The 22,279-nt window shown below is 37.4% G+C and carries 21 protein-coding genes and 1 pseudogene; 11 read left to right on the forward strand and 11 right to left on the reverse strand.

The features are described 5' to 3' along the window. Nucleotides 1-61 precede the first annotated feature (61 nt). Both EHR07_RS12865 and EHR07_RS12870 read left to right on the forward strand, forming a co-directional pair. Nucleotides 62-601 carry a permease gene (locus EHR07_RS12865; RefSeq protein WP_135745443.1) on the forward strand — a complete coding sequence of 180 codons (540 nt, stop codon included), beginning with the start codon at nucleotides 62-64 and terminating at the stop codon, nucleotides 599-601. Further along, the gene (locus tag EHR07_RS12870; protein WP_135745444.1) at nucleotides 598-3,048 is read left to right on the forward strand and encodes a C1 family peptidase; all 2,451 of its coding nucleotides are present in this window, start codon (nucleotides 598-600) and stop codon (nucleotides 3,046-3,048) included. The genes EHR07_RS12865 and EHR07_RS12870 overlap by 4 nt, the downstream gene beginning before the upstream one ends. A 24-nt stretch (nucleotides 3,049-3,072) precedes the next feature. Here the strand turns inward: EHR07_RS12870 and EHR07_RS12875 are convergent, their stop codons facing one another. After that, the gene (locus EHR07_RS12875) at nucleotides 3,073-3,852 is read right to left on the reverse strand and encodes a c-type cytochrome (RefSeq protein WP_135746283.1); all 780 of its coding nucleotides are present in this window, start codon (nucleotides 3,850-3,852) and stop codon (nucleotides 3,073-3,075) included. Nucleotides 3,853-4,736: 884 nt separating this feature from the next. Here EHR07_RS12875 and EHR07_RS12880 point away from each other — a divergent pair. Then, nucleotides 4,737-5,351 (forward strand): hypothetical protein, encoded by a 615-nt coding sequence (locus EHR07_RS12880; protein WP_135745445.1) that lies wholly within the window; start codon nucleotides 4,737-4,739, stop codon nucleotides 5,349-5,351. Between the two features lie 99 nt (nucleotides 5,352-5,450). On the opposite strand, the gene EHR07_RS12885 is transcribed toward EHR07_RS12880, so the two are convergent. Genes EHR07_RS12885 through gcvT form a run of 4 tightly spaced genes read right to left on the reverse strand, consistent with a single transcriptional unit; the run spans nucleotide 5,451 to nucleotide 10,272 of the window. Beyond that, complete coding sequence (locus EHR07_RS12885) at nucleotides 5,451-5,786, reverse strand: (2Fe-2S) ferredoxin domain-containing protein (protein WP_135745446.1); 336 nt, start codon at nucleotides 5,784-5,786, stop codon at nucleotides 5,451-5,453. 23 nt (nucleotides 5,787-5,809) lie between these two features. Beyond that, the gene (gcvP, locus tag EHR07_RS12890) at nucleotides 5,810-8,722 is read right to left on the reverse strand and encodes an aminomethyl-transferring glycine dehydrogenase (RefSeq protein ID WP_135745447.1); all 2,913 of its coding nucleotides are present in this window, start codon (nucleotides 8,720-8,722) and stop codon (nucleotides 5,810-5,812) included. Nucleotides 8,723-8,738: 16 nt separating this feature from the next. Continuing rightward, nucleotides 8,739-9,131 (reverse strand): glycine cleavage system protein GcvH, encoded by a 393-nt coding sequence (gene gcvH / locus EHR07_RS12895; protein WP_135573248.1) that lies wholly within the window; start codon nucleotides 9,129-9,131, stop codon nucleotides 8,739-8,741. Between the two features lie 28 nt (nucleotides 9,132-9,159). After that, complete coding sequence (gene gcvT / locus EHR07_RS12900; protein WP_135745448.1) at nucleotides 9,160-10,272, reverse strand: glycine cleavage system aminomethyltransferase GcvT; 1,113 nt, start codon at nucleotides 10,270-10,272, stop codon at nucleotides 9,160-9,162. A 77-nt stretch (nucleotides 10,273-10,349) separates the two neighbouring features. On the opposite strand from gcvT, the gene EHR07_RS12905 reads away from it, so the two are divergent. After that, nucleotides 10,350-11,369, forward strand: coding sequence for a synaptic vesicle VAT-1 family membrane protein (locus EHR07_RS12905; protein WP_135745449.1), 1,020 nt, complete (start codon nucleotides 10,350-10,352; stop codon nucleotides 11,367-11,369). A 137-nt stretch (nucleotides 11,370-11,506) separates the two neighbouring features. Here the strand turns inward: EHR07_RS12905 and EHR07_RS19105 are convergent, their stop codons facing one another. From EHR07_RS19105 to EHR07_RS12920, 4 genes are all read right to left on the reverse strand, one after another. After that, complete coding sequence (locus EHR07_RS19105; protein ID WP_167483373.1) at nucleotides 11,507-11,677, reverse strand: hypothetical protein; 171 nt, start codon at nucleotides 11,675-11,677, stop codon at nucleotides 11,507-11,509. A gap of 26 nt (nucleotides 11,678-11,703) precedes the next feature. Then, the gene (locus tag EHR07_RS12910; RefSeq protein WP_135745450.1) at nucleotides 11,704-12,285 is read right to left on the reverse strand and encodes a hypothetical protein; all 582 of its coding nucleotides are present in this window, start codon (nucleotides 12,283-12,285) and stop codon (nucleotides 11,704-11,706) included. A gap of 68 nt (nucleotides 12,286-12,353) precedes the next feature. Then, complete coding sequence (locus EHR07_RS12915) at nucleotides 12,354-13,496, reverse strand: suppressor of fused domain protein (protein ID WP_135745451.1); 1,143 nt, start codon at nucleotides 13,494-13,496, stop codon at nucleotides 12,354-12,356. Next, nucleotides 13,496-13,732, reverse strand: coding sequence for a hypothetical protein (locus EHR07_RS12920; protein WP_135745452.1), 237 nt, complete (start codon nucleotides 13,730-13,732; stop codon nucleotides 13,496-13,498). Before EHR07_RS12920 ends, EHR07_RS12915 begins: the two co-directional genes overlap by 1 nt. Before the next feature lie 149 nt (nucleotides 13,733-13,881). Here EHR07_RS12920 and EHR07_RS12925 point away from each other — a divergent pair, with 149 nt between their 5' ends. Then, the gene (locus EHR07_RS12925) at nucleotides 13,882-14,487 is read left to right on the forward strand and encodes an alpha-ketoglutarate-dependent dioxygenase AlkB family protein (protein ID WP_135745453.1); all 606 of its coding nucleotides are present in this window, start codon (nucleotides 13,882-13,884) and stop codon (nucleotides 14,485-14,487) included. Here the strand turns inward: EHR07_RS12925 and EHR07_RS12930 are convergent. Both EHR07_RS12930 and EHR07_RS12940 read right to left on the reverse strand, forming a co-directional pair. Further along, the gene (locus tag EHR07_RS12930; protein WP_135745454.1) at nucleotides 14,469-15,068 is read right to left on the reverse strand and encodes a DUF4269 domain-containing protein; all 600 of its coding nucleotides are present in this window, start codon (nucleotides 15,066-15,068) and stop codon (nucleotides 14,469-14,471) included. The genes EHR07_RS12925 and EHR07_RS12930 overlap by 19 nt on opposite strands. A gap of 192 nt (nucleotides 15,069-15,260) precedes the next feature. Further along, on the reverse strand, nucleotides 15,261-16,313 hold the full coding sequence (locus EHR07_RS12940) for an SDR family oxidoreductase (RefSeq protein WP_135745455.1): 1,053 nt from the start codon (nucleotides 16,311-16,313) through the stop codon (nucleotides 15,261-15,263). Nucleotides 16,314-16,580: 267 nt separating this feature from the next. Here EHR07_RS12940 and EHR07_RS12945 point away from each other — a divergent pair. From EHR07_RS12945 to EHR07_RS12970, 6 genes and pseudogenes are all read left to right on the forward strand, one after another. Then, nucleotides 16,581-17,611: pseudogene (locus tag EHR07_RS12945) on the forward strand (MBL fold metallo-hydrolase). Between the two features lie 117 nt (nucleotides 17,612-17,728). Next, a complete protein-coding gene (gene trxA / locus EHR07_RS12950; protein WP_135745456.1) occupies nucleotides 17,729-18,043 on the forward strand; it encodes a thioredoxin in 315 nt (104 codons plus the stop codon). Between the two features lie 70 nt (nucleotides 18,044-18,113). Then, on the forward strand, nucleotides 18,114-19,406 hold the full coding sequence (locus tag EHR07_RS12955) for a discoidin domain-containing protein (RefSeq protein WP_135745457.1): 1,293 nt from the start codon (nucleotides 18,114-18,116) through the stop codon (nucleotides 19,404-19,406). Between the two features lie 6 nt (nucleotides 19,407-19,412). Further along, nucleotides 19,413-20,756, forward strand: a complete 1,344-nt coding sequence (locus EHR07_RS19355; protein WP_135745458.1) for a hypothetical protein — start codon at nucleotides 19,413-19,415, stop codon at nucleotides 20,754-20,756. Then, on the forward strand, nucleotides 20,746-21,603 hold the full coding sequence (locus EHR07_RS12965) for a VanW family protein (RefSeq protein WP_135745459.1): 858 nt from the start codon (nucleotides 20,746-20,748) through the stop codon (nucleotides 21,601-21,603). The genes EHR07_RS19355 and EHR07_RS12965 overlap by 11 nt, the downstream gene beginning before the upstream one ends. After that, entirely contained in the window at nucleotides 21,600-22,277 is a 678-nt protein-coding gene (locus EHR07_RS12970; protein ID WP_135745460.1) for a M15 family metallopeptidase, read from the forward strand. The genes EHR07_RS12965 and EHR07_RS12970 overlap by 4 nt, the downstream gene beginning before the upstream one ends. Nucleotides 22,278-22,279: the final 2 nt, after the last annotated feature.

Here is a 22,279-nt window from a genome sequence, read left to right on the forward strand (position 1 = left end):
TTTGATTTGTTTTTTAAATTTAATCCTCATCTTTGTTTCTCTTGGTCTGACAGGAGGGGAAATGAAAGCAGAGTCGAATTCAAAGATCATCAAAAAGCAATCCGCTGTGACGCCGCTACATAAGAATGAAAAAACAAAAAAAAATACTAAGTCTGAAACAAAACATAGCCAGACGGATTCTATAAAACTTAAAAATACGAATGGGACTTGGATTCCAATGAAACTTGTTTGGGATGAAAGTTCTGGAGCTGTTGCACCTGAGTTTCGATTTGCAAAACAATTTCAATTAGTGGCACAAAAAAATAGGATCATTCTCTCTCGCCGAGTGGTAAAGAAAGGTAAATTGATTCTAAATGAATCTAAAGAAATTTCACCCCAAATATATCAAAAATGGATGGAATCACTATTCCAATGGGAAATCCATCAACTTCCAGAAGAGGAAATTCCCAAGGATCAAATGACAGGTGTTAGTTATAACCTTGTTTCTTTTCAGTTAGATTCCACCAAATCAAAGTTTTATTATAAATTGGAAGAACGTAACAATCCAAATTGGGAACAAAAAAATAGTATCATACAAATAATTGAAAGGATGAAACCATGAAACTAAAACAAAATTGGAAAATAATAGGACTATTTCTATTACTTACAAGTGCTATCTTTGCAGAGGAATTTGATCCAAGTAGCGTACGTTCTCCCGGCTGTAAACCAGGAACTTTTTCTTGTGGTTACATTCCAAGTTCCAAAGAAATTCAGGATAGTATTCCACTCAAAAGAGATTTTAATTCTTTTGATGAGTTACCCAAATCGATCGATTTATCTTCCATGATGCCTCCTGTCGGAAACCAAGGTAGACAAAATAGTTGTGTGGCATGGGCGACTGGTTATGCGATCAAATCCTATTTGTTAAAAAACAAAGGCCAGGCGCCAGAATATGATCCTCCATTTGCGGGCGGTAAAGGAAATTTTGTTTTTTCTCCTGCATTTATTTATAACCAACAAAATGGCGGAGAAGACAAAGGTTTATATTATTATAAAACAATGGAATTCCTAAAGTCTAATGGAGCTGCTCCTTGGAGTAGTATGCCTTATTCTGATAAAGATTATCTTACGCAACCATCAGCATCTTCAAAAAAGGAAGCGCTTAAATATAAAATAAAATCCTTCTCCAGACTTAACTTTAAAAACCCAGATGAGATCAAACGAGTATTAGCTGGTAAAAATGTTGTCATGGTAGGAATGATCATAGATGACGCCTTCTATAAATTAAAGGGTTCTACTATTTATGATGAGAATGGAGGGCAGAGTTATGGTGGGCACGCCATGACGATTGTTGGATATGATGATCAAAAAAAATCAAAGTCAGGGAAAAAAGGAGCCTTTAAATTACAAAACTCTTGGGGAACCAATTGGGGTGATAAAGGTTTCGGCTGGGTTTCTTATTCCATGCTTGCAAAAGTTGGACAAGAAACCTATGCCATTATAGATGAACCTGCACCGCAAAGTACACCAAACCTAAATACGGTTCCAACAAAGAAACCGATCCTTCCTCCGACTGAAATCAAAGTATCTAAGGGAGAATTTGATTCAAAGATTATATTAACTTGGAATATTCAAGATTTAGCAGTTGCCTATTTGATACAAAGAAAAGATGTGTCTGAATTTTATGATCTAGCTTATTCAGATAAACCAAGTTTTACTGATCTCTCAGTTTCACCTAATTCTACTTATGCGTATAGAATCATTTCAATAGGTGCAGAAGAAGTGTCTGATTCTTCTTTGGAAGTGGAAGGTTTTACTTCTGCGGAAGCGAATACAAATGGGAGTTTTGGTCAAGTAGTTGGTCTCACTGGAGTGGTTTATGTGAGTGGATCCTTACCGAACGTAGAATTAAGTTGGTCTGAGTTGGAAGGTGCCAGTGGTTATACAATTGCACGGGCCGACACATCGTTGAAATGGAAAAACATAGGAACTAGTAAATCTTCAAACTTTATGGATACCTCTCCAAAAATTGGTGAATCAAATTTTTATCGAGTGAGTGCAATGATTCAGGCAAAACAATCTGGAGATTGGAGTGATTCTGTAGTTATTGATGTAGCTGATCAGAACTTATTACCAAATCAGGTGAGTCATTTAACAGCGACTAGTGGAGATTTTGCAAATAAAATTGTTTTAAATTGGAATGCAGCTCCAGGAGCAAAGGTTTATTATTTGTATCGTTTTGACGAAAATGCGGAACCTTCTGGCCAATTTGAAATAAATGGAACAAGTTACACAGATACCGACCAATTAATACAAAATGGAAAACCATATTTATATACCATTATAGCAGCAAATGACTTAGGTTATGCAGAACCAAGTGAAGTTGTGTTTGGGAAAACAGACCCTGGACTTACAAAAAGAGCAGGTGGAGTTACACTAAACCCTCCGAAACACTTGACCTCGAATTCTGTTGGTAAAGATAAACTTGTAACTTTGAGGTGGGATTCGGTAAAAGATAGTTTTGAATATTATGTTTATCGAAAATACTTAAAAGGGAGTGGAAAGACAGGAAAACTTGAATTTGTTGCGGCAGTAGAGGGTAAAAAAAATTCTTATAGCGAAACTTTTCCCGGAAGTTCAGGTGATTTATTTTTATATTCGGTTCGATCTAAATCGGAATTTGGTTCTGAATCGAAGGATTCCAATTTTGTATCTGTGTTTTGGAATGAACCAAAAACCCAAGTAAAAAAACGAGCATTTTCACTAGAGGAATTACCTTCTTCCTTTGTCGGCACTTGGTCTTCCATGTATTGGAATCCAAAATTGGGACCACAAACTGTAATCGTGGAAATTTCGGGAAAAGAACAAGATTTTGTCGCTAAACTAAAGTTAAATGAAAAAGAGGTTCGTCAGTTCACAGGAACTTGGATACCGGGAAGTCAAACTTTAAAATCTAATGGATTTTTATTTGAACTTTCAAAGTCCTTAGAGGGAAACTCTTTAGCTCAGTTCCAGTCAGTCAAAGACATTGAGACCGGTATGGAACTGAGTTTTACAAAAGAAAAATGAGATTAGATCAATAGGTATGATGACCTATTGAATCGTTTGTAAATACATCCAGAGGGCTTTCAGTTCAGTGTCCGTGAGTTGACCTAAACTTTTCCAAGGCATTGGAAATTTCATTTCTGTACCATCGGGACGTTTGCCTGTTCTGATGGTTTGGATAAAGTTTGATTCCGTATATTTCGTTAATCCATGTTTGCTGATGTTTTGTGCTGGAGGCCATTCTGGAGGTGCACCTTGGATGGGCCCACCTTTTAAATTGAATCCATGACAGCCTGTACAAGTTGATGCTACATACTTTCCATATTCTATGGAAACAGAAGGTGTAATATTCGCTAGGTGGGTTGTCTCATGGTTAATGATTTCAGCCGATACAAAAACTGGAATTTCTCCTATTAAAAATAGAAACCTTCCTAGTGGTCCTGGTTTGACTTCTCCTTGTGATTTATCAATTGCAGGCCTGGACCTGAGAAAGGAGATCAATTTACCAACATCTTCGTTTGTCATTCCTTGGAAGTCAGTAGATGGCATAAAGATTAAAGCCCTTCCATTTTTTCCAACACCATGTCGAATGGCAATTGCCAGTTCTTCATCTGTTCTATCAGCTAAAATTCCTCCTTTACCAGCTGTTAGGTTAGAGCCAGATAGAATTCCGATTGCAGGATCTTCTATAAAAGTTTTTCCACTTCCGTCAACGTCATGGCAATCCCCACAACCTCTGGACTGGTAGAGACGTTTTCCTTCTGCGAGGTCTATGGGTTTAGAAAATTTAGGAATAGGGACAGACTTTACATCGTATGTTTTGTTCATACGAGCGGAACTTAATGTATAAATAATCGTGAGTAACACTACAAGAATGCCCACTAAGGACAGAAAGGTGATCGTGAGGATACGTGAAATTTTTTTCATAGGTGGAGCAAAGTGAACGGGAAAGATGTTTTTGGTCAAGACGGAATTGAGGGAGGTTTGGGGCGCGGGTACAGATGGGATATTTGTATCCCCGCCCGATTTGAGGGTGGGGAACTAGACCCTCCTCCCAATGCATTCCTTTTATCACAACTAGCCCAGATTCACGAGCAAATCTCTCCCAAACAAAAAAATTCTCTCGGAAAGTTCGTAGTTTCGAAAAGGAATGCAACTTCAAGATTGAAGCAAAACTAAGCGTTTAGTGTTAGATTCTTGAAAGATATTTCCCAGTTAACATTGATGAAAAATGCGAATGTCGTGACGTTCGTTTAAAAAGAGTATCAATTCATAGGTTGCGCTGACTTTTCCGACACCAAGTTAAATGATATAATATCTAAATCTGAACAAATACTAGCATTTGGGCGCGAGTATAAAGGAATGGAAAGCGGAGAAATGGAATAAAGATATGTTTATAAAAATTTAAAAGTTCAGCCGATGCAATGTAAATCAGACTTTTACCCTAAATCAATTCAAGATATAGAAATACTTCAAGGTGCAGAAGGCTAAGAAAGATCGTATAGTTTGTGTTAGATACTCGGAAATGCATTCTCTTTAATACCCTACCTCATATTGAGAGCGAACCTACTTCGATTCGTTGGATCGATTTTTCAATTTGGAGAAGTATATTTTCAAAGGAAACAGAAAGGATTAAATTTCATATCAGATTTAAAATCTTGACTCTTTCGAAATTTACCAATCTTTTAAGTAAAAACAATTAAAGGCACAAAATGAAATATCTCAAAATAGCCGGTTTAGTTTTTCTCATGAGTTTTCTAACTCATTGTATTACTTATTTAAAAAAAGACTACCCTGCATATAATCCTGCAAAAATTGATAAAAAAATCGCGAACGTAGATTTCATATTATATTATAACCATTACAATGCATTTAATGAACGTTCGGAAGTTAGTTCTGGAGTTCATCAAGCGAATAAACAAGCATTTACAAATATCATTGCTGGTTGTAATTGTATAAACAAGTTTACTGTTTATGTGGATGGTCTTGATGATATTAGTAAAATTAAAAGTAAAAATTTAGTCAAAATTGAAGTAACTAATAGAGTGCAGCCAAATGTTTCTCTCTATTTGACTTCCACTCTCTTTGTCCTTTCTGCAACAATGTTTCCCGTTTTCGGAGAGATAAACGGAAAAACTGAGTTCGTTGCATTTAATCAAGGAAAAGAAATTAAGCGATACACTTACGAAAATGATGTGATTGAAGTTAGACAAGGATTACTTCTTTTTGTAATGCCATTCAGGAAATTGAATTATATTACAAATCAAAATGTTCCAGATAATTTTGTGAATGATATCTATAGAGACAAACTTTATCCAACGGAATGATTATAAATAGAAAATCAATTTCCATTTTTATTAGGAATGGAAATTGATTTTGTTCAGTAAAAATAAGATAAAATAATCCTTACCTAGATTCTACATTCTTTATTTCTTTTCTGCCACTGCATCATCTGCAACGATTAGGTGATTGTATTTTTCTGGTTGGTTGGTTTTTAGGTAGAATTCTAAAATAGTTTCGACATCTGCTTCTGTTTTCATCGCAAACCATTTCCCTTCCGGGTAGGAAACTTGGATGGGGCCAAGTTCACAACGATCCAAACATCCAGATTTTTGGACTCGGAACTTATATTCGATTCCTGCCTTGGCCGCTTTTTGTTTGAGGAGTTTTAGTAGTTCTATGGAACCTTGGTTGCCACATGACACCCGTTCACCGGGTGCCCTTTGGTTTTCGCAAACAAAAACATGTTTTTCGTAAAACATTGGATTTTCTTTTCCTTAATTTCCTAAACGGCGTAGTTTTCCATAGGAATACAAGAACAAACTAAGTTACGATCCCCGTACACATTGTCTACACGACCGACACTTGGCCAAAATTTACGTGTGCGTAGCCAAGGTAATGGGTAAGCGGCTCGTTCTCTAGGATATGAATGGTTCCAGGAATCGCTGATGACCATATCTGCTGTATGAGGAGAATTTTTAAGTGGGTTGTCTTCTTTAGAAAGAACTCCCGACTCAATGTCTTTGATTTCGCCTGCAATTGCTAACATAGAATCTATAAATCTATCTAGTTCTTCTTTCGATTCTGATTCTGTAGGTTCTACCATTAGAGTTCCTGGAACTGGGAAGGACATTGTGGGTGAATGGAATCCGTAGTCGATCAGACGTTTAGCGATGTCTTCCACTTCCACAGCGCTTGTTTTTTTGAACCCACGCATATCTAATATACATTCGTGAGCCACAAGACCCTTGTTTCCACGATATAAAACAGGAAAGGTAGATTCTAATTTTTTAGCAATATAGTTTGCATTGAGAATGGCAATCTTTGTTGCAAATTGTAATCCTTCAAATCCAAGCATGGCAATGTATGCCCAAGAGATTACAATGATGGATGCAGATCCCCAAGGCGCAGCAGAGACCGCCCACTGGCTGTTATTCGATCCATTTTCCACAAGACTATGTCCTGGAAGAAAAGGTGCTAAGTGTTCGGCAACGCCAATTGGCCCAACACCAGGTCCACCACCACCATGAGGAATACAAAAAGTTTTATGAAGGTTTAAATGACAAACGTCGGCACCAATGTCAGCAGGTCTAGTGAGACCCACTTGTGCATTCATATTGGCTCCATCCATATACACTTGCCCGCCATGGTCATGAATGGTTTGGCAAATTTCTTTGATGGAGGCTTCGAACACACCATGAGTGGATGGATAGGTGACCATGAGTGCACCTAAGCTGTTTTTGTATTCGGCAGCTTTTTTCTTTAGGTCATCCACATCAATGTTTCCGTTAGTATCACAATTCACCGGAACCACTTTGAACCCGGCCATCACAGCTGAGGCGGGATTGGTTCCATGAGCAGAAATAGGAATGAGACAAATGTCTCTATGCATATCGTTACGGCTTTGGTGGAAGTTACGAATCGCAAGTAATCCTGCGTATTCTCCTTGCGAACCAGCGTTAGGTTGGAGAGATACCTCTGCAAAACCTGTGATTTCGCAAAGCCATTTTTCTAATTGGCTAAAAAGAGTTCTATACCCTTCGGTTTGATTTTCAGGAACAAACGGATGAATATTGGAAAGTTCCGGCCAAGTGATAGGATACATCTCAGTCGATGCATTGAGTTTCATTGTGCAAGACCCAAGGGCAATCATGGATGTAGTCAGAGATAAATCTTTCGATTCTAATCTACGAATGTATCTGAGCATTTCAGTTTCTGTATGGAAACTATTGAAGACAGGATGAGTCAGATAAGATGACTTACGTTCCAAAAGTTCAGGAATTTTCCATTCTTCTTTTGAAGTTAGGTCTTCCAGTTGGAAATGAAGTGACTTGTTTTCATTAAAAATTTCTAAAAGGTCTTTGATGTCTTTTAGATTCGTAGTTTCATCCAGGGAAATACTGATCACATGACCAGAAACCTGTCTGATATTGATTTCTCTTTCTTCTGCATAGTGGATGATTTCCGCAGAAGAAATTTTAGAAAGTTCTACACGAATGGTATCAAAGTAAGGATTAGAAATGATTTTGTATCCGAGTTTTTCAAGACCAGTGGCAAGGATGGTTGTCATTCGATGCACTCGTGATGCAATTTGTTTGAGTCCTTTTGGACCATGGTAAACAGCATACATCGAAGATAATACTGCAAGTAGTACTTGCGCTGTACAAATGTTAGATGTTGCTTTGTCGCGGCGAATGTGTTGTTCTCGTGTTTGGAGGCTTAGGCGGTAACCAGGTTTTCCTTGTGAGTCTTTTGATACTCCAATGAGGCGACCTGGCATATTTCGTTTGTATTCTTCTTTGGTAGCAAAGTATCCGGCATGTGGTCCACCAAATCCAAGTGGCAATCCAAATCGTTGAGTGGTACCTACAACTACGTCTGCATTCATTTCACCAGGTGCTTTTAAAATCGTAAGTGCTAAAAGATCCGCAGCTACAACGGTTTTCGCTCCTACTTTGTGAAGGCTTTCGATAAATTCACTAAAGTCAAAAATGGTTCCATCGGTGGATGGGTATTGTACAATAGCTCCAAAAAAATCATTGGAAGGAACCATCTTTTTGAAAGATCCCACAACAATGTTGATTCCCAGAGGAATCGCACGAGTGCGGATCACATCTAATGTTTGTGGATGAACGGATTGTGATACAAAGAATGACTTTCCTTGTGAATCCTCTTTTAAAGAGAAAAGCATGTTCATGGCTTCTGCCGCTGCGGTTCCTTCATCCAGAAGTGAAGCATTGGCAATTTCCATTCCTGTTAAATCAGTGATCATGGTTTGGAAGTTGATGAGTGCTTCCATACGACCTTGCGCAATTTCAGCTTGGTACGGAGTGTACGCCGTATACCAACCTGGGTTTTCCAAAATATTTCTTTGGATTACGGCAGGTGTGATACAAGAGTAATATCCAAGCCCCAAATAAGATCTGTAGATTTTGTTTTTTGAAACAATTTTCTTTAGTTCTCTTTGGAGAGCATATTCCCCAATCGGATTTGGTAAGTTGAGTTCCTTTTTTAAACGAATGTTTTCCGGAACCGCATCATTAATTAAATCATCCAAAGCCTTATAACCGATGGTGTTAAGCATCGAAGAAACTGTTTCTTCAGTCACACCGACATGGCGACGGAGGAAGGTATCACTTGGTTCTAATGTTTCTTCGTAAGGGGATTGGAGAGGTGATGATGGTTTTTGGGAACTCACTTTAGAATAACTCCTATTAATCTAATTTAGATACGTATTCTTTGTATTGTGCTGCGGATAAAAGATTTCCGAGTTCAGATGTTTGGATGTTTTTTAATTTTACCATCCAAGTATCAAATGGTTCCGCATTCACTGCTGCTGGATTGGAACCGAGACTTGCATTGGTTTCTAACACTTCGCCAGAAATGGGTGAATACAAATCTTCTGCGGCCTTTACGGATTCAATGGTTCCAAGACTGTCTTTTGCTTTGATTTGTTTTCCAGGTTTCGGGAGGTCAATGAAGACAATATCACCCAGTGCATTTTGTGCAAAGTCAGTGATTCCGATAAGAGCCACTTCCCCTTCGACTTTCACCCATTCATGTTTTTCCGTATAATAATATCCGTCTTTTGCTTGTGTATCTGCCATGATTTTTCCTATTCCTTTTTACTTTCGGTTAGCGATTGTTTCGAACACTGCCTTGGATGAAAGCACCAGTCTCCACTTTAGCCAATTTCTTTTGTCCACGAATCTCCACAAATACTTCCATCTGGTTTTTTGCGAATTCAGTATCGAGAATGGCAAGTCCTAGGGATTCTTTCCGGCTGGGTGAGTGAGTTCCCGAGGTAGATTTTCCAATTTCTTTCCCTTCGCTAGAAAAAATGGGGAAATTTTCTCGTAAAACCCCTGGTTCCATCAGGCGAATCCCCACAACTTTTCGTTTGGGGCCATTCTTTTTGTCTGCGATGATCCGTGTATATCCCAAGTAAGAGACTGGTTTTTCTTTCACAATAAAGTTGATTCCTGATTCTACAGGAGTCCATTCTGCATTCAGTTCATGACCATACAGCGGGTATTTTGCTTCCAGTCTCAGTGTGTCGCGTGCGCCAAGACCTACGGGAACCAAACCAAATTCTTTTCCAATTTCTAATAATTCTTTCCAGAGCGTGACACCGAGTGCATTTGAAGTGTAAATTTCAAATCCATCCTCTCCCGTATAACCAGTGCGAGATACGATGATAGTTTCACCTTTCCAATTCATTTCTTCAAAATGATAATATAGGATAGAACTTAAGTCCTTACCAAGATACTTAGAAAAAATTTCATCGGCTTTTGGGCCTTGTAATGCAATTTGATGCCAGTTTTTACTATCATCAACAACAGTAACGTTTCCTTTTTTATATGTTTCTAAATGTTTTGTGACAGCAGGATAGTTGGATGCATTAGAACAAATCATATACTTTGATTCACTGAATTTATAAACAGTGATATCATCTACAAGTCCACCAGCTTCATTTACCACTGCATTGTATTGCACTTGGCCTACTTTCATCCCGGAGATAGTGTTGCAAGTGACTGATTCTAAGAAAGAAAGAACATCGGTTTCATCTCCGGTGACAAAAATCTCACCCATATGGGAAACATCAAAGAGTCCCGCAGCCGATCTTGTGGCTAAATGTTCTTGGATGATTCCAGTATATTGTACTGGCATGTCCCATCCGCCAAAAGGAACCATCTTGGCTCCCATTTCTTTATGAATACTATGTAAAGGGGTTTGTTTTAGTTCCACGGCTTTCTCTCAATCAGACTCTAAAACCATTGAAAAATGGTTTCATCGTTATGGAATTGAATTTTTTTTAAGATATTATGTTAAGAGAAGTCTACCGCATCGAAAAAACCGGATCTATCGACAACCTTCATCGTAAAACTGAACCTTTAAGGCCACCTGAAGGAGATGAAGTTACCATTGAAGTGAAAGCCATTGGACTTAATTTCGCTGATGTATTTTCGATTTATGGTTTGTACTCTGCAACACCCAAAGGAAGTTTCATTCCTGGTTTGGAATTTGCGGGAAAAATCGTGAAAATAGGCGAAAAAGTGAAGGATTTTGAAGTTGGCGACTCTGTGTTTGGTGTCACTCGTTTTGGTGCTTATACAACACATCTTAACATTTCAGAAAAAACTGTATTTGCACTTCCTAAGAGTTGGTCAATGCAAGATGGTGCAGCTTTTTCTGTACAAGCACTCACTGCTTACTATGCACTGGTTCCACTCGGACAAGTGAAAGAAGGTGATCATGTTCTCATTCATAGTGCTGCAGGTGGTGTGGGAATCATGGCAGGTCACATTGCGAAGAAAAAAAAAGCAATCACCATTGGTCTTGTAGGTGATTCCGTTAAGTTTCCGATCTTAAAAGAGGTTGGTTATGATTATTTTCTCATTAGGTCTTCACAGTTTAAACAAGAGATGCAGAAAATTTTATCAGGTCATCCGTTAAAAATAGTTTTAGAATGTTTAGGTGGTCGTTATTTTCAGGACAGTTATGATCTCTTAGCACCAATGGGAAGGCTTGTTACTTATGGTAGTGCGAACTTCACACCATCACATTCATACCGAAATTGGTTATCAATCGCATATTCTTACCTCACTAGACCAAAAATTGATCCATTATCCATGATTTCTGACAATAAATCGGTGATGGGATTCAATTTAATATGGTTGTGGAATGAAATTGATGAACTTCGAAAACATTTTTCCGATTTAATGATGTTATCACTACCAAAACAAACAATAGGACATGAGTTTACGTTTGATTCGATACATGATGCACTCCGTACATTTCAATCGGGACAAACAATCGGTAAGATCGTCATCAATGTTCCGTAGAATGAGTATTAGTCTGTTTTTTTATTTTGAATAAAAATTCATGCAAAAAATAAAATTTCTTTACATTTAAAATGATCTGATTTAATTATGTCGTATCAATTCACTCTCTGTTTGCCAAGGACAGCCGTGATTTGAAATCAAAAGATAAGGACGATCACAATGGTTGCTAAAAAGAAAGCCGCAAAAAAGAAAGCCGCTAAGAAAAAAGCTGCAAAGAAAAAATCTAAGAAATAACTTAGATTTAATTCTTCCTTCGATTTATCGAAGTAAGATTTGTGTAAACCCGCAAGACCTGCGGGTTTTTTCATTTAAAGGGGTATGTTCTTAAGAAAAATTAGGCAATTGCCCTTGTAAAACCCCTTCGACTCATCAAAAACCCTGATTTTTTTTCTAAATTGGCTCTTTCCATACCAATAAATTGGAAATGATCCTTCTTGTTGATCGAATCAAAGAGTGCTTTCATTAGTGATTCGATGTTAGGATGCACTACGTTTTTATAACTTTTACGTGAATGGTCCTTACCCCAGATCTCTAAATGGTCCGTATCAGGCATTTTTAAGATAAGAGAAGGAAGATCATATCGTTTCATTAGTACGTTGCATACATCTTCGAAACCATACTCAGTGATGGAATTAAAATCAAAAAATACAAGTAAGTAGAGGATATTGGTTGGTTCGAGTCTTCCATTTTCATCAGAAATTTTCTGAATCCCATCTAAAACAACGTAACGCAAATTCTTTGTTTGGATCCAAAGTTTCTGATCTTCGTGACGTTTTAGGTTCACTTCTTCTGAAAACCGCTTTTGGAATACGGTAGAGAGGAAAAATCCGGAAGAATCTTGCCTTTCTTCGAGGATTCGTTCTAAAGAAAAGGGTTCAAACTCTAAATTGAAGTACTTTGTATACGTCTCTGCCATATCATTTAGAGTAACGGTCAGATTTTAGAGTTTGAATCGGATTTTTTTTAAATTTAAATTCTAGAAAATTAGAATTCTAACATCCTTCGTTCGCTGTCGTGAAAGAAACCATACCCTTCTTTTTTCCATGTCTCCCAAAATTTGGCAGAACCTTCTCGCATAAAACAAATTCGTTCTTCAGTGGCAATGGGAGTTAATACAAGAAAATTAGCACGTTTCCCATTCTCTGTGATGAGTCCGTGAAGGATTGGTAGTGATTCCTTCGAACCTTGCTCTATTTCCTCTGTGACGTTACGTAGAACGAACCAGTTGAAGTCTAGATAGAGTTGGTCGGGATCTTTTCTTGGATTTTGAATGGTATGTGAATGCCCAAACCAAATTCCTGTGTTCCAAGGGAACTTTACCATCTCACCCAGAACATGTTGGATCCATGTTTCTGATTTATCTTCTGTATCTTTTAGAAGTTGAATGGCAAATACAAGTTCGATCCTTGAAAAGTTTTCATAATCTTTATGATAGAGTTCAATGGATGGTTGGTTTTGCACACTCATCCCAATGGTAGAAAAGATTTTGATCCCTGGAAATTCTTTGGGTAAAAAAGAAGCAATTCCAAGTGAAGGATACTTTCCTCCATCAGCAGACCAATACTTTTCATGTTTGCCAAGTTTAGATTCTAAAAAATCCAATCTTAGTTTTTGTGCGTTCTTCCAATGATCTTTTTTTGCAACAGATTCCCAAAATTTTCGATTCGCCTGCACTCGTTCAGCAATCACACCGTTTTCTGGATCACCAAGGGGAGAGGCAGTAGGAGCTTCTTCTTTTGCAAACTTTGCATACCCATGAATTCCTTTAATCCCTGACCAAGACGGAAGATACGCTTGTAGTTCCTCATCCACAAACAAGGCCACGGCATCACCTTCTTCAGACCAAATAAAATGAATTTGATCTTCAGTGAGTGAACTTTGTGCAGTTGGATCGGTAATTTCAGATTTTGTGAGTACTGGGGCAAGACCGGCATCAAAATCTTCCTCCACACGTGCGTCGGGGGCATCAATTAAGTTACGCACCCAAAGTGTTTTCATGGGCCACTCAGGGTTGTTATGTGATTGTAAGTATAAGTAAATTGTTCTTCCATCATCTTCTAAAAAGGCAGTAAAAGAACCGTAGGGATTTGCTTCTTGGTATAAAACTTTAGGGGTGCTTGGATTCATTAAAATTTATGCGGAACAACTCTCTCTTTGAATTTTGCTAGTAGTTTGGCTATGGTTTCATCCATTCCTTCTTCAAAATAAATATCAGGATAATAACCAGAGGCATTTCTTAGACCAATGAGTTCTGGTTCGTTCCACTTTCTGTAACCTTTTAGTGAGTTCCAGACTTCTTGTGAAGGAGATTGGTTTTCCTTTTTAGAGTCGATAAAAGATTGAATCGTGCGTGTTGGGGTCATACGAGTATAGATTCCTTGGTCTCCAAGGGAAACCAACTAAAATTTTAGACGGTTTTGCCAGTCGGTATCGATTTTCATTGGATTTCTATGGTCAGTCGGAGAAAAATAACAGTGGCTTACTTTTTAAAAAATAGCCGATTTCGAAATCCATGCATTTATTCCAAAGAACTGAATCAGAAAATCTTTTACCTTATGACGGGGTTTTGTTGTACATCTTTGATTTTCTCCCTACAGAGGAAGCAAATCGGACATTTTACTCGTTACTAGAAGGAATCGAATGGAAACCGGACGAGGCCATTCTCTATGGAAAACACATTACCACCAAACGAAGTGTGGCTTGGTATGCGGAAAAAGGTTTTTCTTACCGGTATTCAGGAACTACCAAAACTGCCTTACCTTGGTCACCTGACCTTTTAGAATTAAAATCTAAAGTAGAGATTGCGTCCAATGAAAAATTCAATTCCTGTCTTTTGAATTTATACCATGATGGAAGTGAAGGGATGGCTTGGCATAGTGATGATGAAACTTCTTTACGTCCTAATTCTACCATTGCCTCTGTGAGTTTGGGAGCCGAACGAATCTTTCGTTTCAAACATAAAAAAACAAAAGAGCCAGTGGAATTACAGTTAGAACATGGAAGTTTACTTTTAATGAAAGATGTCATTCAAAGGTTTTGGTTACATTCTCTTCCCAAAGCAATGAAGGTCAAACGTCCAAGGATTAATTTAACCTTTCGTCAATTTGGAATGGTTTGATATCCTCTTTGTAATAATAACTCTCGAAACTGTTCATCGGTTTTCTGATTCCATTGGAGTAGGGTCTTATAAGGATCCCCTTTTAAATCTAAAACTTTACAAAACGCTGGTTCAGTTTTGATACCTAATTTCTTTAAGTTACGAATTTCTTCTCGGAAAGTTGGATCCGCAATTCGCAAAAACCGATTTTCCACCATCATATGAATCCATGCATATTGTTCTGTTGGTTCTACTGATTGTCCAAAGATTTCATAACAAAAATTTTTGGTTTCAAATCGACAAATCAAAGTAACACGAAGTGCGATTGTTTTTTCAGAAAAACTATAATTTGGCAAGTTTCGAAACTTAGCATAACAAATCTTTTGTAAATGGGCAGGGATATTAAATTTTACTAAGATATCGACATCGCTAGAATCTGTGTCGATATTTAAAGGAATCGTACCAGCGAGAGTCGGTTTGAAGCCATATAATGATTTTAGAATTTTCCAATCTTCTAAATCCTTTGCCAATGCCTGTTGTTTAACTGTCCCCGATTGTAAAAATTCAATTTGTTGGAACGGATGGGAAAGCAAAGCTTGCATATTATGTCTCGTGTGCTTTAAATCTCAGCCCCCACCCTGAATGGGTGGTGGAGGCGGGCTTGTGGGGGTTCATTCCCGGCCCAACTCCTACCATAAAATCTAACGTTTGTCTTTTGGGAAACGAATCTCGTCAAAAATTCTTAAGAAAACTTCGTAGTTTCACCATAATCCAAAAAGGATGTAAATTATATCTTATAACAATCCCGAACGTTCCATTTGAATTACATGATCTGTAAAAGTTTCAGTTAACGGACGATAGGTTAATCCTAAATTCGTTTTGCTAAATTCATTGTTTAAGTGAAGCGGTTGGCCAATATTATTTTTTGTGTATCCCCAAGATAATCCAAAAAACGGACCAATTAAATACACAAGGAACTTTGGTAGAGTTCCAGTGGGAACAGAATATTTGTTTCCAAATTTTTCTTTAATAATTTTTGCAACACCTAACATCGGTATTACTTCAGAAGAAGTGATATGTCTTCCTTCCGCTTCTGGGGTAAATCCTGCTAAAATATGAGCCTTGGCAACATCTCTTACATCCACATATCCCATTTTTGTATCTGGGACACCTGTGCGAAAAACTCCCTTCAACATATTTTTCATAAACTCGACACTCGTTCCATCCATTCGTTTGGAAAGAGAAGGTCCCATTACAAAAGAAGGATTAATCACAACTAAATCCCAACGAGATTGTTTCTTTTGAATATCCCATGCTTCTTTTTCAGCCAATGTTTTAGAATAGGCATACGGTTGGTGTGTAAGGCTACTTGTTGTATTCCAATGTTTTTCGGTAAAGGTTTGATTTGGAACTTGTAAAGAATCAATGTTATCTCCATAAATGGCAGCCACACTTGATGTTAAAACAACTCGTTTAACAGAAGAATTGCGATTACAAGATTCAAGAACGTTTTTAGTTCCTTGTAATGCTGGATCTATCAATTGTTTTTGGGGATCTTTGACTCCTGCAACAAAAAACGGAGACGCTGTATGGATCACAAGTTCGACACCTTCTATGGCTTTATCAAAACTTCCATCCAACATAAGATCTGCTTCAAATAAACTAAGTTTGTCTTTGAACTTTTCTTTTAATTCTAATAAATGTTGGATTTTGGAATTGTCTTTTAAGCTGCGAACAGTGGCTCTTACTGATTTTCCATCTTCTAACAAATATTTGACGATCCAGGAGGCGATATATCCTGATCCTCCCGTAACAACAACAGGTAATTCTGGATTGATCGATTTCATAATGAACTTTAGACTTCAGTTTTTTTCAACAGTGATAAACAAAATCTAAAGAATCTTTTCCTAACAATGATTTGTTTGTTTGTTTTTGTATGGGCGAGGCCCAAGGGCCCGGGCTTTTCCGGAGTCCGCGTTCGCTCCCGTCTCTGGTTGTGCACCAAGTGCCCACCAGAGACCAAGTCCTGCAAATCCCTCTCGCTAAAAATCCAACCTTATACCAATCTAGAAAAGGTTTGCCACCCCCGTTTCTTTGTCAGAATTTTACTAGTTATGGCAAAAAAGACCAATCCATTCCATCTCCAAAAAATTTCAAAACTTGGAATCTTTCTCTTACTGATTCTATTTAGTTCTCATTGTTTTCTTCGTCCCTCAGGAAATTTAACCAATTATGATTCTTACTTCCCGCATCATAGTGGAACAAACCTCATTCAAAAAGGAAAAGTTAGGGCCACATTTTTAGGAACTTCTTCGATTCTGTTAGATGATGGAGAAACTCAAATTTTAACCGATGGATTTTTCTCTAGGCCTTCTTTATGGAAAACAGCATTTTCCAAAATTGAATCAGATCCAACGACTGTTTTGTCAGTGATCGAAAAAACAAAAATGAATCGCATAAAGGGAGTTTTGTCTGTCATTCACATTATGATCACGTGTTGGATGCTCCGTTTGTCGCCAAACAAACAAATTCAAAATTATATGGTTCTTCTTCCACTCTCAATGTAGGAATTGGTGCTGGGCTTACCCAAAACCAAATGCAAAAGTTTGAACTTGGAAAACCCATCTCCATTGGAAAGTTTACAGTCACTGTTTTGGAATCCAAACACACTCCGCCTTTCAAAATTCTGGGAAAAACGAATGCCACCGATCCCAATCATCCCAACATTGATACTCCTCTCATCCAACCAGTGAAAGCTATGGATTTTATAGAAGGAGGGACATTTGATTTTTACATCCAACATGGAAAAAATAAAATTTTAATCAAAAGTAGTACAAACTTTGTAGAAGGAGCTTTTGACAAACTCAATGTTGATGTTTTGTTTTTGGGAATCGCTCAAATTTCTCTGCAACCCATTTCTTTCCAAGATGAGTATTACAAACAAACCGTACAAACGTTAAAACCGAAAGTATTGATTCCTATTCACTGGGACAATTTTTTCAAACCACTTTCAGAACCTCTGGAACCCAATCTTCAATTGGGAGATGATTTTGATGCCAATATGAAATCCATTTTAAAACGATCGGAAGGACAGAAAATAGAAATCCAGTTGTTACAAGGTTTTGAATCCATCGATTTGTTTTAGAATCAAAAAACAGAGTGTTCTTACTAGCCTTATCGTAAACACATGAATTCGGAAAAAAATCAAATTCATTGATATACCCGCCAGGGTATATCCGTCTAAGAGTTAGGAGATGGATCTATGTCAGAAAATTTACCAAAAAGTTTTGAAGAATTGGTTCGGACACATGATAAACCAATTTTAGTCGATTTTTGGGCTCCCTGGTGTGGCCCTTGTAAAATGGTAGCTCCAGAACTGGAAAAATTGGCGAAGGATTGGAAAGGAAAAGTTTCCATCATCAAAATCAATACCGATGAAAAACAAGATATAGCTGGTAGGTATGGCATCACGGGAATCCCTACCATGATATTGTTTAAAAATGGGAAAGAGATACATCGCATTTCTGGTGCTATGCGAAGTGAAGAACTTAAAAAAGTATTTGGTGGGATGATCTAAGGTCGGTCAATTTTTTACTTGTCTCAGTCGAAAGAGTTTTGGATTCTTTGTATCTGCCGAGGTACAACCTTTGAAAAAAATTATCCTGACTCTTTTGGCTCTCCTTGTTTTGTTTTGTAAAAATAGCCCGATTGAAAAATCCATCGTCATTGAACGAATCCAAGCTGCCTCTTCTGCGGATGGTACAAGCCCCATTAACGTATTTATTTCGGGCAAATACTGGAAACCGGAAACCAGTTTAGACGGGATAACCATATTTTTTTCCAATGGTGCCAAATGGAACCAATCTGGAAAAACAGATGGTCGTGCTTTTTTTAATGAAATTGCAATCGAATGCCAAGAAAAAAAAGGATACGTAGCTTTTTATAAGGATGGAAGTTATGCGACAAATTTCGACTGCACCAAAGATACACCTCAAAAAATAAAATCCAACGGGGTTCATGTTATTTATTTATTACCAGATTCTGCCAATGGAATCAAAACGGTTTCCTTTTTTCAAAATGGAAAAAAATTAGATGTATTATATCCGGAACCTATCACAGGACAAGTCACTGCGAGTAGTACACTTCCGAATTATCCCGCATATAGTTTGTTTGATGGTAGTATTGATTTTGCTTGGGTAGAAGGAGTTCCCACAGATGGCGTTGGCGAATCCTTTGAAATACAATTAGAGGATAACATTGATTTATCTGGAATTGAAATTTTTAACGGTTATCAGAGATTGGATGCACTTTTTCATAAAAATGGATCTGTGACAGAGTTACTCGTATCGAATGATTCAGATTCTTTTTCGATCAAAGTGGCAGACAAACAAGGCGGTCAAAGAATTTTTTTTCCAAAAACCCTTTCCGGAAAAAAGTTTAAATTTTCCATTCAAAAAGTGCGTCCTGGAAAAACCTGGAAAGATACTGTCATTGCTGAAATCATATTACTTGGTGAAAAAGGAAAACGATTTACTGTAGTCGATAAAAATGCAGATGAATTCAAAAGGTCTGTTCTTTCGAAAACAAAAAATACCATCCTTTCTGGTTTCGTAAACAAAGCCGTTTTTGGAGATGTATCGGAAGGCCGCTTGGATTATGTATTTAGATCCAATGGTTCCTTTGTCATCTGGAAAGACGACGTGTCCGAAAAACGAGTATTAGATGGAAATTGGGTTTTACTGGAAGCCAATACAACCGAAGCCAAAATCAAAATTTTTGGAAGGGATCACAAGGTGGTCACACAAAGTTTAGATTCCAATAGCCCTTATGCAGAAACTACAGAAGAAAAATCTACACTTATCTTTGGTGATACACTGACAGTCAAAAAGTCCGCCAATGGATTACAAATGATTGGCAAAAAAGTCCAAATTACTGACTAAATTCCATTGTTTGGTAAGGATATTTATTGGTATGGTGTCCAAGCAGTTTCCCTATTAAAATCAGGGAAATTGCATTCACCTGACAACTCACCTGTATATCATATAGTCGCATTTTTATTTCGAATTTTTGGAATTAGCGACGAAACATTATTTGTTTTCCAAATACTAACATCCGTTTGGCTTATTATTTCACTTTTTATTGCTAGGTATTTAGTTTTTTCAGTAAAAGATACACTAAACCAAAGATTCCATTTCATTCCGAGTATTTTGATTTTTATATTGGGATTTTTATATCCTAAACAAAGTTGGGCATTAGGATTTTTAATTCTTAGTTTCGGTTTCTTATTTCCGATCCCAACTATATCATCATTATTTTTAACAACACCATCACCATCATCTCCATCTTTTTCTTTCACATTGTTTCGATTCCCACTGCGATGGATTGCCTCTGGGGTCCTTTTTATATTTTGTTTTTGGTTTCATCCTATGGTGGCCCTTCTGGGATTGGGAGTTCTTATCCTGTATCAAATTCCAGAAAAATTTTATCTTTTGATTTTCTGTTTCGGATTTCTTCTTCCTATTTTACTCCCTGAAGATCCAAGCGGAAGGTTTTACAGTGAGAAAGAAATGTATCCTTTGTCCGCAGCATTTGCGTTAGCTGGACTTGGAATTCTATGGGATTGGTTTTTTTTAATTTTTGGGTCATCAGAACCCAAGTTCCATAAATTACGTAGGGCTTTGGCTTTTTTTGGATTGTTATTATTATTTCCAATCCTTCATTTTGCTGACATTCAATTCCGAATTCTATTGAGTTTGATTTTACTCACTCAGATTTTTATCCAGTGGAATGTATTTCAAATTTTGATTTGGATGGTAAGTACTGGGCTTTGGATTTTTACTTTATTTATGAATCCTAACCAATTTCGTTATTCTTATGAAGCGATGTGGATGCCGGGAGAATCAATGGCTTCTGTACCAAACATTGGATTGCTTGTGGCTCACCACGGGTTCTGCGAATATTACCATTTCCAATTTAACAAAGACTGCCTTTCTTTTGAGCCAGATACAAAAGCCATTTCTGAATTACCCGAAGGGACTGAAATTTATCGTGCGGTGTATGGAATTCGTTATGAAAATCTATTGTCCAGTAAGGATGAAAATAAAAAACCAATTTTTTCATTCCTGCAACCGTTAGGTGAGTATCAACTAGTGAAAGAACAAGATTGGAAAACCTACCGTTTGTCTTTAGAAAAACGAAATTCAAAACTTCTACAAGTAGCGAAGTCTTGGAAAAATCCTTATAAAGAACGTCCTATTTTTATAAAGAGAAAACATACGAATGGGTTTTAGTTTCAAAAAAAAATCAATCCTTGGTATGAATGAAAAAATACATCGAGGACACCTACGTTTATTTTTCGGTAAAATATATTTTCAATGGAAACGATATTTGATTTGGTTTTGGGAACATAAATCATTTGCTACAAAAAGAGTTCTTCCGATTGAAACCAAAGAAAAATATCCTATTTCAATTTATAAACACGCATCTCCTATTTACCGTAAATTAAAAGATGTCCCCATGTATCTCCAAGAAAACAAAATAGTAAATTTGAATATCGCCATTTCAAAGTTAGATGGAATTATTCTCGAGCCGAATCAAGTGTTTTCCTTTTGGTATCTGGTAGGAAAACCCACCAGAAGGAAAGGGTATTTGCCTGGAATGCAACTTCGGAATGGAAGTTTTATCGAAAGGACGGGAGGGGGTCTATGCCAAATGGCCAATTTGATTTATTGGATGACCTTACATTCTCCTTTGGAAGTGAAAGAGAGATGGCGTCATAGTTTTGATATTTTTCCCGATTCCAATAGGACCTTACCCTTTGGTTCGGGTGCCACTTTATCTTATAATTATATTGACCTGCAAATTAAAAATACAACGAACCAACCCTTTGTTTTGCATCTTTGGATCGAGGATGATGATTTAAAAGGGGAATGGCTAACCGATCTGGAATTCCCATATTTTTACCAAGTGTATGAATCTTATCACGGTTTTCATGCAGAACCTTGGGGAGGTTATACGAGAAGGAACGTAATTCGCAGAAAAAAGATTTCTAAAGATACAAAAGAAATTTTGAAAGATGAGTTGGTTACAGAAAATACGGCCTGGATGATGTATGAACCCCTTTTGGAGTCCAAATGAAATTATTGATTGCCACCATTTGTCTGGGATTTCCATTTTTATCTTTGGTATCCCAACCGAAGGAAAACAAACTCAATGTTTTGGATCGTAAGACTTACGAACTTTCCATACAGAAAAATCCAAATAAAGAGCTGATCAACTTAGGAAAAAAAATTCCTGGCATTACTTTAGATATTAAATACGCGACTCCCGATAACTTCACAAAACAAGTTATCTATAAGGAAGCCAAAGCCTTTGCCAGAAAACCAGTAGCAGACGCACTTGCTCGGGCTGAACTCGAATTTTTACAACTTGGATACTCGATTAAAATCTTTGATGCTTACAGGCCGTACGCTGCAACAGTCAAATTTTTTGAAATTGTCGGAGATACAAGGTATGTAGCTTCCCCAAAAAACGGATCGAGGCATAACAAAGGTTGCGCGATTGATTTAACTTTGGTAGATCAAAAAACAAAAAAAGAACTTATAATGCCAACGGAATATGATTCGTTTCGAAAAGAAGCCTGGGCCGAAGCCTCTGTTTCTGATCCTGAAATTTTAAAAAACCGAACCACTTTGATTCAAGTGCTTAGCAAATATGGATTTCGTGTGAACAAAACCGAGTGGTGGCATTATGATTATTTGGATTGTGCTGGGTTTGAGGTATTGGATATCCCTTTTGAAGAATTGGAGTAGGG

Origin of the sequence: Leptospira bandrabouensis, assembly GCF_004770905.1 — a bacterium.
Lineage (GTDB): Bacteria > Spirochaetota > Leptospiria > Leptospirales > Leptospiraceae > Leptospira_A > Leptospira_A bandrabouensis.